Origin of the sequence: Methylophaga pinxianii (genome assembly GCF_020447225.1) — a bacterium.
In the GTDB taxonomy this organism is placed as follows: domain Bacteria; phylum Pseudomonadota; class Gammaproteobacteria; order Nitrosococcales; family Methylophagaceae; genus Methylophaga; species Methylophaga pinxianii.
In genome coordinates this window covers 24494-38480 of sequence record NZ_JAJAEO010000155.1, presented here as the reverse complement: position 1 = coordinate 38480, position 13987 = coordinate 24494, and the positions used below count along the sequence as shown (strand labels likewise).

At 45.6% G+C, this 13987-nt stretch carries 16 protein-coding genes; 5 read left to right on the top strand and 11 right to left on the bottom strand.

Annotated elements, in window-relative coordinates:
• The 4 genes from LGT40_RS04820 to LGT40_RS16170 form a co-directional block, all read left to right on the top strand.
• On the top strand, positions 1-647 hold a 647-nt coding region (locus tag LGT40_RS04820; RefSeq protein ID WP_226070257.1), incomplete at its 5' end, for an EAL domain-containing protein.
• Positions 648-1265: 618 nt separating this feature from the next.
• On the top strand, positions 1266-2615 hold the full coding sequence (locus tag LGT40_RS04815; protein WP_226070255.1) for a YopA family protein: 1350 nt from the start codon (positions 1266-1268) through the stop codon (positions 2613-2615).
• 232 nt (positions 2616-2847) lie between these two features.
• Entirely contained in the window at positions 2848-3948 is a 1101-nt protein-coding gene (locus tag LGT40_RS04810; RefSeq protein WP_226070253.1) for a tyrosine-type recombinase/integrase, read from the top strand.
• 228 nt (positions 3949-4176) lie between these two features.
• Positions 4177-4305: a hypothetical protein gene (locus LGT40_RS16170; RefSeq protein ID WP_264177816.1), complete on the top strand. Its 129-nt coding sequence runs from the start codon at positions 4177-4179 to the stop codon at positions 4303-4305.
• Between the two features lie 374 nt (positions 4306-4679).
• Here the strand turns inward: LGT40_RS16170 and LGT40_RS04805 are convergent, their stop codons facing one another.
• The 4 genes from LGT40_RS04805 to LGT40_RS04790 form a co-directional block, all read right to left on the bottom strand.
• Entirely contained in the window at positions 4680-4991 is a 312-nt protein-coding gene (locus LGT40_RS04805) for an ArsR/SmtB family transcription factor (RefSeq protein ID WP_226070251.1), read from the bottom strand.
• Complete coding sequence (locus LGT40_RS04800) at positions 4984-5262, bottom strand: IS3 family transposase (RefSeq protein WP_226070249.1); 279 nt, start codon at positions 5260-5262, stop codon at positions 4984-4986. Before LGT40_RS04800 ends, LGT40_RS04805 begins: the two co-directional genes overlap by 8 nt.
• A 102-nt stretch (positions 5263-5364) precedes the next feature.
• Positions 5365-6525: an IS30 family transposase gene (locus LGT40_RS04795; RefSeq protein ID WP_226070247.1), complete on the bottom strand. Its 1161-nt coding sequence runs from the start codon at positions 6523-6525 to the stop codon at positions 5365-5367.
• A complete protein-coding gene (locus LGT40_RS04790; RefSeq protein ID WP_226070245.1) occupies positions 6491-6841 on the bottom strand; it encodes a transposase in 351 nt (116 codons plus the stop codon). Before LGT40_RS04790 ends, LGT40_RS04795 begins: the two co-directional genes overlap by 35 nt.
• Before the next feature lie 74 nt (positions 6842-6915).
• On the opposite strand from LGT40_RS04790, the gene LGT40_RS16560 reads away from it, so the two are divergent.
• Positions 6916-7131: a hypothetical protein gene (locus LGT40_RS16560; protein ID WP_349630213.1), complete on the top strand. Its 216-nt coding sequence runs from the start codon at positions 6916-6918 to the stop codon at positions 7129-7131.
• A 107-nt stretch (positions 7132-7238) separates the two neighbouring features.
• Here LGT40_RS16560 and glgX read toward each other — a convergent pair whose 3' ends face one another.
• The 7 genes from glgX to glgP form a co-directional block, all read right to left on the bottom strand.
• The gene (gene glgX, locus LGT40_RS04785) at positions 7239-9521 is read right to left on the bottom strand and encodes a glycogen debranching protein GlgX (protein ID WP_226070243.1); all 2283 of its coding nucleotides are present in this window, start codon (positions 9519-9521) and stop codon (positions 7239-7241) included.
• Positions 9522-9639: 118 nt separating this feature from the next.
• Positions 9640-9846 carry a hypothetical protein gene (locus LGT40_RS04780; RefSeq protein ID WP_226070241.1) on the bottom strand — a complete coding sequence of 69 codons (207 nt, stop codon included), beginning with the start codon at positions 9844-9846 and terminating at the stop codon, positions 9640-9642.
• Positions 9847-10304: 458 nt separating this feature from the next.
• The gene (locus LGT40_RS04775) at positions 10305-10475 is read right to left on the bottom strand and encodes a DUF2933 domain-containing protein (RefSeq protein WP_226070239.1); all 171 of its coding nucleotides are present in this window, start codon (positions 10473-10475) and stop codon (positions 10305-10307) included.
• A 36-nt stretch (positions 10476-10511) separates the two neighbouring features.
• Complete coding sequence (locus tag LGT40_RS04770; RefSeq protein WP_226343166.1) at positions 10512-10739, bottom strand: SHOCT domain-containing protein; 228 nt, start codon at positions 10737-10739, stop codon at positions 10512-10514.
• A 430-nt stretch (positions 10740-11169) separates the two neighbouring features.
• Positions 11170-11376 carry a DUF2934 domain-containing protein gene (locus LGT40_RS04765; RefSeq protein WP_226070237.1) on the bottom strand — a complete coding sequence of 69 codons (207 nt, stop codon included), beginning with the start codon at positions 11374-11376 and terminating at the stop codon, positions 11170-11172.
• Positions 11377-11606: 230 nt separating this feature from the next.
• Positions 11607-12017, bottom strand: a complete 411-nt coding sequence (locus LGT40_RS04760; RefSeq protein WP_226070235.1) for a MerR family transcriptional regulator — start codon at positions 12015-12017, stop codon at positions 11607-11609.
• 242 nt (positions 12018-12259) lie between these two features.
• Positions 12260-13954, bottom strand: coding sequence for an alpha-glucan family phosphorylase (gene glgP / locus LGT40_RS04750; protein WP_226070233.1), 1695 nt, complete (start codon positions 13952-13954; stop codon positions 12260-12262).
• Positions 13955-13987 lie beyond the last annotated feature (33 nt).

Genomic DNA, 13987 nt, shown 5'->3' with positions numbered 1-13987 from the left:
ATGGTGATTCATGTGTTAGATCCCCATCTAAATTTAAATGGGGATCTAAACAAGTGTCGTTCAATTCCGGTAGGGTGTGCTCAGTGGACGCTTACAAAAAAGCTTTGCTACAACTCTCTAAATGGTTATCAATTTTTGGAGAAGATTTCCAAATAACGCTGAATAAATCACCACTGGAGTTCAAGAGCCTTCGAAATAACCCACAAGAGTTGTATGAGCTCATTCGGTTATTTGGTCTATCTGCTAAGAATGTGATTATAGAAATTACTGAAGAAAATTTTATGAGTTTTACCAAACTTCATAAGAATAAATTGGACGATTATCAGAAGTTTGGTTTTGCTATCGCATTAGACGATTTTGGTACAAGCTATTCAGCATTTAGTAATTTGAAAGAATTTAATGTCGGCTATATCAAACTTAATAAAGCTTTAGTGCATGGTATACATCTTGATTCCGCTGAGTATATTTTAATTGAGGGTGTGACGAAAATTGCCAAAAAACTTGATATAAAAGTGGTGGCCGAGGGAATTGAAACTGAGCAGCAATACAAACTCTTAAAACAAATCGGAGTGGATTTGATGCAAGGGACCTATGTTTCCCCACCTTTAGATGCAGAGAGTTTTGAAAAGTTGATGCCTGCCTCATAAAAAAATTCTCTTGGTATTTCTTTGAGACATAGAAGCCAAAAACAAAGCCCAGTCCAATCAAAAGCATAATTTCCATCACTTATTCCTATTTATTTTATTCCTTATATATAGATATCACGGAAACTGATTCATGCAACAGGCAGGAGTGGCCTTATTATGACAATGATTTACCCATGTAAGAGATTACCCTTAGAGCTGATCCTGCTGTTGTAGATTTAGCGTCTTTTGGGACCATTCGTATTCGGCCAACAGAGTTAAAAGCACCTGAGCTGATTAGAATTCTTAAAGCTGCTTCATCTGCTTCTTCAAAACTTTCAATGCTTGTTAATGTGTAAACGTACTTCCCAAACCGGGGTCCTCTTTGATGCTCATACGGATGGCATATTTGACCGTTAGTGTTTTTTCCAATTATATCTGTGATTAATTTAATCATTTTAAGCTATTCTTTTTACAATCATTGATATTCAGACTCGAATACGGAATTTATGATTCAATAAATAATTAAATAATCATATATTTATATTTGTACTAGTAGTTTAAAGGTAAAACTTCAAAACTAGTATGAACACCGGGACGAAGACAACAGCTGCAAATAAAATTGCTATTGAGGAAGAGTGGATGAATCGACCTAAACCTATGCTCCCAATGTACGATTTCTCTTCCACGCCTGAATCCGTCAACCTCCTAAAAGGAGCAGTGGAAGTTTGTTTGGATAGTAATTGTTTAACTGGAACGGCTGAACTGCAATTACAATTTCTTCCAACTCCGCGTCTGGTATTTCATGCAAACCTGCAGGGTAAGACTTCGCCTCCATTTATATTTGCCATCAATGATTCGGTCGAGTCATCGTTATCGTTCAATGGTCAAATAATCAAAGGATTCTATGGTTATCATAGTAGTGATTTAAGCTCAGACACATGGAAATTGGATTGGTATCCCGAATTTGAGCCTGTGACATTATCTATCATGCACACTAAGAATTCAGTTGCTGCAATTTTTCATCTCTTCAACTTTCCTGACTTTCATGGCGGGCAACATCAAGATACTGCCCCTGCAGCTTGTTCTTTACTTGTGCTGGCATCCGAAGAGTGGAAGATTTCAATACAAGCACTGCCTGATGGTGCTACTCGTGATGCTTGGATAAGAATAAAAACCGAAGGTGGTTCTTTTTTGACGCATATGGTGAAATTAGAGCGCAACGATGGAAAGCTTTTCTCAGGAGAAGAGGCCAGCGAGCAAAGTCATCTCCTGGATTATTTTCTTTCGTTTGTTACGGGTGGCCGGTGCTCGCCTTCATGTGGAGTGGGAATTGATTTAGCTGGTGAGATAACTTGGAGGACTTTTAACTCCCCTCGAACCAGCACCCCCCCTTATTCATGGTTTACTCCAAATATAGGGAGTCAGGCTGAACGTCTGTTCCCGCTCTTTGTAAAGCGTTGGAATCAGTCGGATGAGTGGAAGAAATGTCTTAGGGCCGCTATCTACTGGTATGTACAGGCCAATACGAGGGGCCGCTCACCGAGTATCGATGCATCTATTATTTTGGCGCAAGCGGCTTTGGAGCGATTGGCACATCATTATATTATGGTGGACAGCCAGATCATTTCTAAAACCAAGTTTAAGAACTTGAAGGCTGCTGGCCGTTTAAGGATGCTTTGCACTCATTTTTGCATACCAGGCGATATCACGAATGCTGTGCCAGACATCAAGTCGGCTGTCACTCGCTTGAAAAATAAAGCCACATGGCAAGATGGGCCTCATGCCATTACTGATATTCGGAACTCTTTGACTCATCCAGACAATAAGTTTGATCTGAGCGATTGTTATGTGGATGCATGGAAGCTGAGTCTGTGGTACCTAGAGTTGTCTGTGCTTGCATTATGCGACTACGACGGTACTTATACCAATCGACTAACGGCGACTTATACATTCGATTCAGAGGTCGTGCCATGGAAACTGAAAGTTTAATAAAGCACATCCAGCATTCCTCCTTTAATTGTCAAATCCCTCAGCTCCTTTAATTTGAAGCTGAATCATTTCTTGTAGAAATTAGTTCTCATATTTAATGAAGTTAAGATTTGCAACCTTATTCCAGTAAAGTTGCTTTTTTTGACATATAGTCTGATAACTGACATTATCAGACCATTAATTTCTGCAGCCGGTTTTTTGGCTTAACTCTGTCAAAGAAGGATTTTAGAAGATGGGATCGGTTTCACTCGTGAGCGTTTTTGATTCACTTCCGGTCGAGCTTCATGAAGCTGTCGAAGAACGTATCAGGATTTATCAAAATGCGTTTGCTGAAAATACCAATCGGGCGCGTGCTGCCGATTTCAAGATTTATAAAGCCTGGTGTGATCGGCATGGTCACCGGCCAGTTCCAGCAACACCAGAACAGTTGGAACAGTTTATATGGGAGATGGCCACAAAACCTAAATGCGATCCTAAAACCGGTGAAGTGATTTTCATCGAAGAAAAAGGGCGAAAGGTGATGGCCACAGAGCAAAACAAGGCTGTGGCAACGGTATCCCGATATTTGACCTCCATAAAATACTTCCACGACATTGGCATGGACGCTGTTCGTGATGTCACAGGAGATTACAGTTATGGCCACAACGCAATAAATCCTGTCTCTACCAAAAGAGTCTCAATGGCACTTAAGACGGTGGCATTAAGGTTTCGCTCTCGCTCGCAACGTCAAGCTGCACCAATTAAATACGAGATGCTGGACAAAATTATCGACAGTCTTGGTGATGATTTGAGAGACACATTATATAAAGCTCTGATATCAGTGGCTTTTGACACGATGATGCGATGCTCTGAGTTAGTAAGGATAGAGCTTGAGCATCTTCAATTCGACCATGATGGCAGTGGGAGTGTCTATGTTGGATGGCACAAGACTGACCAGACAGGTGAAGGAAGTCATCGTTATATTTCTGCTGAAACTGTGGACCTCATTAATGACTGGTGCAACAAGGCGCATATTGAGAGTGGTTTTCTATTTAGATCGGTAGGGGCTGGTAACCGTGTGCTAGATTCAATGCATAAAGACCGCATTGCTCGTATTTTCAAGAATCTAGCGAAACGAAATGGCTATTCATTTAAAGATGTCTCTGCACATTCAACCAGAGTGGGGGCGGCTCAGGAACTGTTAGTTGATGGAGCTGATCTCCCCGCAATGATGGTTGCTGGTGGTTGGAAGTCAGCTACTATGCCGGTCCGGTATGCGAGTAGGTTGAATGTGAAAAAGGGTGCAATGGCAGCAATGTCCAAGAAAAGAGGTAGAAGTCGCTCAGATAATTGACATCATCCACAAGCGTGTTTATCCTTCAACCATTCTCTATTGATTTAGAGCACTTTGCCAAACCACTAAGGTGGATGGTGATAACGAAAGCCGCACAGCAATAACATTGCATGCGGTTTTTTTGTTTTTGGGCTTTTTATAGCTCAACCCGCACGGGACAGATACTTTGTCCCTGTGCGACATTCATATCTGCCCCGTAATTACTTTCTTTTTACGAGGGCATTCCCCATGAAAATACTTTTTATATTTATTGCAGCAATTGTCATTATCACATCCACGTTTGCTGCCGGTACCGCTGATAGCTTTTCGGATATTCAAAGCAAACGTGCTGCACAAATTGAAGCACAGCTTCCATAGTCCAGGTTGATGATTATGGAAAGCACACTTGGATATTCTGAATATGATGAAGCCTGGTTTACAGAACCTTCCGATTCAATGGCCAGCTACTGTGAAAGACTGCAAAAGAATGTCGAATTGGCCGTAAAGTCGCTTGAACCCTATCTTGCAGAACTCGAATCAATCAATTCATACTGTAGACGGACAAAATAGTTGGGAACTGGGAAGGGTAGAAATGGAGGCTTTTGAGAGTTATTTGAAGGGAAATGACAAAATAGATGGAAACTGGGTGTGGTGTTGTAAGCTAGCGCGAAAATTAAAAATGACAAAATAGTTGGGAACTAAATTTTGTTACTTATCATAGACTAGCTAATTAGCTAGTCTATTTTCAATAACTAACACAATTCGGTTTTTGGTTTAGTTTGCTTGTCGCAACATTTCTCCATTAAATATCCCACTAAACTCATCAATGCCGAGGTATTAGCACGATAACGTTGAAATCGCCCTTCTTGCTCTGCATAGACAAGGCAAGCGTGTGTCAGAGTCTTTAGGTGAAAAGATAGATTAGTTGGTGGAATAGCCAGCTGTAAGCTGATTTCTCCGGCCACTAAACCATCCTCACCAAACTGCACCAATAGCTTCACAAGATCAAGCCTCAGCTCGGAAGCTAATGCATCAAATTTACTGACCGCCTCTTTTTTATCCATCTCTACCCGTCATACACTCGGTTTGTGCGGCTTGATACCGATGGCGTCGTCCGGGCTGTTTGCTACGTAATCCCGCCTCTTGCATCAAGCGCGAGACCTTGTAGCGACCCATGATGATATCGAGCATCAGCAACTGCCTAACCAGCGTTCGGCTCCCGGCCGAGCCACGGCTGGCATGAAATAGCTCGCTCACTTGCGCACGCTCACGCAGTCGTTTGCCATCAATACGTTGGCTTTTCTTCTTACGCTCGTAGTACGTAGAGCTTGGCATATTAAACAGCTCACAGAGAGTGGTGACGGGGAATTCACCTCGTAAAGAGGTAATCAGCGCGTGAACTTGATCTCGTCGGCAACCAAGAGCGCGGTTGTAGATTCAAGTGATCATCGCAACACCCTTACTAATCATGTGTGATGGTGTTTTAAATTTCAATGTTTTCCTCGGGCGTTCGTTTAACTGAGTTGCAAGACCATTCAGCTGTTCTTGTGTGTGCGGTGATAGATCTGTTTTTTTAGGCAAGTATTGACGAATTAGGCTGTTGGTATTTTCGTTTGTGCCCCTTTGCCAAGGGCACTGAGGATCACAAAAGTACACAGGAATGCCAATTTCTTTTGTAAAGTCAGCATGTTTAGCCAACTCCATGCCTCTATCCCAAGTCAATGATTTACGATATTCAACTGGCATCTTTTTAAACGTTGCTAACAAGGCTGTATGTACTGATTCAGCATCCTTTCCTGCCAGTTTGAGGATGATGGTAAAGCGTGACTTCCTGTCGACTAGCGTAGCAATGTGTGTGTTTTTCGAGCCTGACACCAGATCACCTTCCCAGTGACCAAGGGACTTTCGGTTATCAATGTTTTTAGAGCGATCATGGATCGACAAGCCGTTAACAATTTTAGTGAAGCTCCTATCGCCACTTCGACGATGATATTTGCTGTGACGCATCGGCCTGCTACGACGCAGATGTTGCGTGAAAGCGTGATGGATAATACCTTTGGCTCGCACGTACATTGATTTATAAATGGTCTCATGTGAAACCTGCATTTGCTTGTTTCGTGAGAATTCTATGCTTAACCAGCCAGATATTTGCTCGGGGGACCACTTCAACTCAAGCTTTGACATGATGAGCCGTCGCAAAACTGAATTAAGCTCTAGTATTCCAAGTTTAGGCCGTTTGGCCATGCGCCTTGCACGATTATCTGCATCAACCGCTTTGTAGTAGCGCCTTCCTCGGTTACGCGCAATTTCTCGAGATATGGTTGAAGGGGAGCGGTTTAGCATCCTGGCGATAGCTCTGAGTGACATCTTCGCCGATAATGCGACTCTTATTTCCTCACGCTCAGCAATTGTCAGATGTTTGGCATTTCTGGTTCTGGTTCTGGGTTTGATGCCACCGGTTTCACGTAATGCTGTGAAAACTGTACCGGGTGCTGCGTCCAATACTCTTCCAATATCACTGAAACCGGTGCCTTGTTTCCATAAATTAAATACCAGTTCTTTCTCATCTTGAGTAAATGTTCGTTTTGCTCGTTTCATCAAATGTGCCCATGCAAATCAGTATTTTAGTAAAACTGTTGCTTTGACCATTTGAATCTACAGCGGCCTCCTTTAATATATCCCTTTCTTGTTGAACCCGTTTTAACTCACGTTTCAATCGAGCAACTTCTGCCTGTAGATCTGATTCGGCTTCGCGGACTTTAGTGGGTTTGGAAAACGCTTGCTTCCATTTATATAGGCTCTTGGCACTGACGCCTAACCTAGTAGAAACTTCAGCTACATCGTAGCTGTGTTTAGTGATCTGATTGACTGCTTCTTGTTTAAATTCGTCTGAGTAACGAATGCCTTTTGCCATGATGCTTCCTTTTTATGTCTAGGGTAATTTGTAACATAAAAAGTGTCTAGTATTCTCAGGCCGTACCACTATTCATCAGTTTTTATGAGGACGCTAAAGATAAATACCAAGTTGCAGGCAGTGCCCTTACTGGTAAGTTTCATGAATTGAGAATTTTGTACCAAACCGTTAAATCAACGAATACAGGTGATGACCTGACCCAATACACTGAAGACGTAAAACGGATTTACCGCCGTGCTAATTGGCAAGGGGCTCTAAACCAGGGTGCGACAGAGGCCTTGATGGCATGAGTTGGTTAGAAAGTTGAGCACTCGGCTATGCGCTATCTCGAAGCGGCCGATCCATTATTGAGGCTACAGCTAATATCCAAAAAATGTCATGATCGGGATATTTCTTTTCATTTGGGATCCCTCAATGCTACCTGCGAATCTTGACTGATCGTTCCTCGAACCAAAAGTATGACACTAGATTGGGGGGCTAGTCGGTAAGCATGCGTATTTTCCCAAAGCGGCTCCTCTCCAGCAACAAACAAATCTTGTGGTGCTTCGTGCGAGGTGTCAACTGCCAGATGCCACCGAGTATCCGGCAATAAGGGTGGCAAACTAAAATCGATTGCATCGGCGCCGGCATTGAACATCAGGTACAAAGCATTGTGTTCGCCCTCAAGGATCAGACAGGCAAACTGCTTTTCTTTTGGGTCAGTCCAGTTGAGCAAATCCCCTTGCGGGCTGAACCAAGATATCTCTGCCTCCACGTAGAAGTGCTCCTGACTCAGAATTGGATGAGCTCGACGAAAGGCGATCATGCCACGGGTGAAGCGGTACATTTCCTGATGCTGCTCCAGTTGGCTCCAGTCATACCAGCTGGTCTCGTTGTCCTGGCAGTAGGCATTATTGTTGCCGTGTTGCGTGCGGCAAAATTCGTCCCCGCCCGATAGCATCGGCACACCGCGTGAGATCAATAGGCTCAGCAGGAAGTTTTTGATCTGGCGTATCCGGATGGACTCGATCTCTCCATCCGATGTCTCGCCTTCAACGCCATAATTGTCGCTGAAATTCTCATTAGTCCCATCACGGTTGCTTTCCCCGTTGGCTTCATTGTGCTTGTTCCGATAACTCACCAGATCATGCAAGGTGAAGCCATCGTGACAGGTGACGAAATTGATGCTGCACTCAGGACATTTACCGGTCTTGGCATAAATGTCGGCGCTGCCACAGATGCGACTAGCAAAGACACCCAGCATTCCTTCGTCGCCACGCCAGTATCGACGAACATCGTCACGGTATCTACCGTTCCACTCCGCCCAGCCCTTGGAAAAACTACCAACCTCATAAGCTCCAGCAGCATCCCAAGCTTCGGCGATAAGTTTGGTTCCCCTCAGGATTGGATCTTCGGTAATCTGCTCGATCAATGGCGGATTAGATAGCAAATTGCCGGTACTATCCCGGCCGAGAATTGATGCCAGATCAAAACGGAATCCATCGATATGCATCTCCAACACCCAGTAGCGCAGCGCACTCAAGATGAGATCCCGCACCACAGGATGGTTGGCGTTGATGGTATTGCCAGTACCAGCGTAATTTTTGTAGTAGCGTTTGTCTGATGCCAGCGTGTAGAAAATCGCGTTATCAATCCCGCGGAAACACAACGTTGGGCCCAGCTCGTTTCCTTCTGCCGTGTGATTGAATACGACATCCAGGATCACTTCTATACCGGCACGATGGAGCGCCAAAACCATTTCTTTGAACTCCAGCTTCTGCTGACCCAAGCCTCCAGCGCTACTGTAGGATGCTTTAGGTGCAAAGAAGGACACAGGATCGTAGCCCCAGTAATTTCTGAGTGGCTGGCCTGTTTGCGGATTGATACCCAGCACATTCTGTTCATTAAACTCATGCACAGGCATCAGTTCTATGGTGGTCACTCCCAAGTCTTTAAGGTAGGGGATCTTTTCTATCAGGCCGCGATATGTACCGGGATGTCCCACATTGGAGCTGGGATGAATAGTGAAGCCACGCACGTGTGTTTCATAAATAATCGTCTTCGGCCAAGGATGTCTGAGCGGCCGATCGTCCTGCCAGTGGAAGTGCTCATGAGTGAACACACATTTTGGCATTGCACCAGCATCATCGACTTTCGAACAGATCAGGTTTTGCTCTTGTTCCGACGTCTCGTAACCTCGCGCTGGGCCAAAATCCCAATCAGGCAATATCGAAATCGCCGTGGCAAAAGGGTCTAGGAGAAGCTTGTTGAAATTGAAACGGTGTCCGTCCTTGGGCTGATATGGGCCGTCCACTCGATAGGCATACAACTGGCCGGACCGAATTCCCTCTATCCAGACGTGCCATACATCGCCAGTGCGATTGTGCGCTGGATCCAGATCAATCGCTCTGGCGGCCATGGCATCTTCGGGATGATCAAACAACTCCAGCCGGACGCGGCTCGCATGTCGACTGAAGAACGCAAAGTTAACTCCTTCGCCATGTGCATAGGCTCCCATAGGCAATGGCATACCAACTCGAATATCAGTTCGCTCCGATACCTCGGATACATAATCATGCAGAGGGCGTTCGGTTGCGGTCATATCTGCGATCGCATCTGCATTTTCTGCGACATGGTCTGACATAAATAACATCTGACCTGCTGGCTTTTGCATTCTTTTAGGTCTTTTTGATTCTTTCATAAGTCGATTTCCATCGCCCTTCTCTTGTTCAAAATTAGATCACAGCTGCCAGAGACTGTGATCGACTTCCAAGGGCAACACTATTCCAACGCAGTGCGGTATGACGCACACCATATAGTCAATTGCGAGCTTCCCAACCACATTCCACAAGCAACTTAAATTCACCCGTTTGTTCATGATGCATACGCGGCATGAAGCCAAGTTTGTATTCATATTGCCTGCGAAGCATCTCTTGCACTACTGGATGATGGATTGCCTCCTGAGTAGTTCTCAACGCTTGTGGTAAACAAAAAGTGCTTCCTTGTAAAACAGTCGCTATAATCATGATGCTCTCCTGTTTAGAAGTTATTAACCCATTCAAAATAGCAAGGTCATGTGCCAAGTGTAATAGTTTTCGAGATAGCATCCTTAACGACTAGTGCCCACCGCAGCACGAATGGTCGGTCGCAGCCTTCTCCGGTTCCACGATCATCTTGCATAATGGATCGATCGTCATTTTCCACCTCCATATATCTTGCTAATGGTTGCCACACTCTTTGTTATCATAGGTTCCTGAGCAACTAATCTGGAACCTGCACAAGCTCAACTGCGGTATGGCCTTAGCTTGCTGGCTAGATTCCCGGAGTTTTGACGTTACTCATCACAGTCTTTTGCTCCAGAATCCCCAGGCGTTTCCGTAGAGTGCACCGAACACAAAACCGGTGCATAGAATATACGTCACACTCAAAGTCGTAGCCAGCGAAAATGCATGCAATTTCCAGAAGTTAATCATGACAAATCTACTTAATGTTGATGACCTTGCGGCCGATCTTTGTTAGGTTCTTCTCCAGCTGTTGGGCGTTGATCTTCCTCGTCATGACGACAACCGTGTCCGCCATGACAACCGTGTCCGAACATATGCATCCCGATAAATGCCACGAACACCAGCACCCAGTTCTGCGCTAACCAATCCATCTCCTCATTTACGTTTGCTTCGATACCTGAGAACCACTACTTGGTCAGTTTGGCATCGCACTCAAGCTTGGCCTTGCGCTCTTCGTATTCTGCCGACGCGATCTCACCCGCAACATAGCGGCGCTGCAATATCTCAAGCGGCGTCTCACGCCATCGACGGGGCGGTACTGGCGTAATCGGAGTAAACAACACCACGATCGCCACGATCCAGAATAACCACCAAAAAACGTGCATCCCCCATAAACTTTGTCCAACGTAATGCATACGTTATCTCCATGTTGAAATATAAAATATCCTTAACGAATGGCGTCTCTCATCATTTTCTCAATTGTGGCTAGCGCTTACCTTCAGGCAGCAACCTCAATGCAGCGCTGCCACAAGCACCTGAACGAATTGCCGGCGTGGCGAATCCTGAATGACTAAAGAAAGCGAAGAATGGTGTTTCAATAATATCCTCTAAATTAAGAAGTTAATTTGACCTTGGTAAGTAGGTTATTTCGCTCTACTCACACCTATATTCGATGCTGTATCAACATAATTCTACAGACCCACTTCTGTCTCGCACATGACATCTCATTACAATTTTGTAATCTAGGAAAGGTTTCTACCCATTCCCAATAATCCTTCACCGAACTAGCGACCAATTGTTGGCGCAGATGGTCGAAGGATGTTCAATAATTTTGCGCAATAGTGGCTAGAGTTTGCCCTCAGCCAGCAAACGATCAACTTCTGCTTCTGCGGCCAGCCAGTTCTCCAAATCACAACCTGAAATAAATCCCTTACTTTCGGCGATGTTATAAGCAGCAACCTCTATATAGTGCTGACGTTGCTCTTCTGTCAGCGTGGCATCATCATTGGTTTTTGCTTTAGTTTTGGTTTTGGTTTTGGTATTAGTAGTCATTTTTTCTCCTTCATATAAAAAATTACAGTTTGTCGTAACACTTGTTTTTCACCTATGTTAAGTTTTAGCCATAGCCTTGCCCCCTACATGTGATGCACTCACGGTGCTGAGTGCGCTTTTGACGCACAATTGCTGTTTCAAGCAAACGGTCTGTTAGCGCTTCGCGATCATCATCTTTCGTATTGTCGTTACAGTAGATATAATAATAAAAGCTGTGTGCCGCACATAAGTCAATCTTCCAATGCTATCGCTTCGATTAGTTGGCACACAGATTTTCCATCTGGCATACCATCGGGCATGTTCCCCCATAGTGCTACTGCATGCTCCATACGCACCTGTAAACTCTCCAAATCATGTAACTTGCTGCGGGTCTCTTGAAGATGCTGATCCAAAAGCTTTCGCACCTTCGGACAAGGAGAGTTTCCATGGCTGCTCTCTTTCAAAATGTCTTGGACATTTCCCACGCTGAACCCCAGTAGACGCGCCTTGCGGATAAACAATAAGCGCGTAAGATCACCGCTGCTATAACAGTTATAACCGTTACTTTTATCGCGTACTGGTTCAAGCAAGCCACAGCGTGTGTAGTGACGCACGGTATCTGCAGTTACCCCTGCACGTCTGGCGAGCTCTGAAACTGTCATAGATTCTCCTTGTTCAAGTAGAAGTATTCTTAACGAATTGCTGCTAGAGCTTACCCTCAACCAACAACCGATCAAGTTCCTCTTCTGCGGCCTACCAGTTCTCCAAATCACCGCCGTCGATGAATCCTTTACTTTCAGCGATGCTATAAGTAGCAACCTCAATGTAGTGCTGATGATGCTTTTCTGTCAGCGCAGCAGCCCATCTGATTTGTTATTAGTTCTCATGGTCAAATAGGGTCGCTTCATCGGATATATGCTTCTGTCGCGTAGCGGCGCATCATGCGATGACTATTGAAATATGAAGCATTCTTGCTGATTGCGCCTTTCATTACTTTGATCCAATTGCTACGATCATTGCTGTAATAGAGAGGGAACACTACCTGCTCAAGTTTGTCGTACAATTCATGTCCGTCCCCATCAGCTATTTCCATACCGTCGCCAATCGCCCAGCCAGTCACTCCTTCGATGCAGCCTTCCATCCACCAGCCATCAAGAATGGATAGACTGGGTACGCCATTGAGTGCGGCTTTCATGCCACTGGTGCCGGACGCTTCGAGCGGAGGCAATGGCGTGTTGAGCCACACATCCGCTCCCGCTGTCAGCGCCTGAGCCAGTTCAATGTTGTACTCAGGCAGATAGATAACTGTAATCGTGCCAGCCAAGTCGCGGGCATGTGCATAAAGTTGCTCAATCAAGTGTTTGCCATTTTCGTCGTGCGCATGCGCCTTACCGGCAAGTACGACCTGGAATGGGTGATGGCGGGCGATTTTTTTCAGCCTCTCAATATCGGAGAACAGCAAACCCGGACGTTTATAGGCTGTCATACGCCGCGCATAACCAATAATTGGTAGCTTCGGGTCCAACGAGACTCCAGTGATAGCCTGAACTTTCTTGATAAGGTACTGCTTCGCCTGAACGTGCGATTCCCAAATCGCCGCATCGGGAATACAGCAATCGGCGCGCATCAGCAACTGAGGTTCATGGCACCAGCCGGGTAGATAGTGGTTGTATAGCTGGCGAAAGCTTTCTGCCGCCCATGTAAATGGGTGCACGCCGTTGGTAATGGCATGCACTCGATAACCGGGAAACATTGCATTCGACACCTCAGCATGTTTTTTGGCAACGCCGTTGACATATTCACTCAAATTCAGTGCCAGCCGCGTCATGTTCAGATTGTCTTCACCTGCCAGATGTTTGATGCTTTCGATATCGAAGTCACTATCAAGCACCCTTTGCACCAATTCGTAGGAAAAGCGGTCATGACCCGCTTCGATCGGTGTGTGTGTAGTAAAGCTACACAGGTCACGTACTCTAGGGAGGTTGTAATGTGACTCACCCGGCCTGACATCTTCGGTGGGGTAGGTGTACCAACGCAGCAACTCCAGTCCAAGCAATGCAGAGTGCCCCTCGTTCATGTGATAATGACGGACGGTAACACCGAGTGCTTGCAGCATCCGTAAACCGCCAATTCCGAGTACGATCTCCTGCTTGAGCCGGTAGGCTGTATCTCCACCATACAAGTAATGTGTGATCTCACGATCCTCGGGGTGATTCTCGTTCAGGTCGGTGTCGAGCAATAGCACTGGCTGGCGTCCACCCATATGTCCCTCTACCACGTATAACCAGGCGCCGACCCATACAGTGCGCCCATCAATGGGCACTGCGATCTTGGCGTCAAGCGCACGCGTCCAACGCTCTGGCTCCCAGAATACTGCCTGCGCTACCTGCCGACCTTGAGCATCAATCTGCTGATGGAAATAGCCAGCACGGCTCACCAGACTCACCGCCACCATTGGTATCATCAGATCAGCCGCAGACCGCACCGTATCGCCAGCAAGTACACCAAGGCCACCGGCATAGGTCGGGATTTCGTTACGCAGTGCTATCTCCATGGAGAAATATGCAACGCGAGGTCCGTGGGTGAATTCGTCTAGCATGATTGTCCTCTCATTTTGTGGATTCGGTTACTT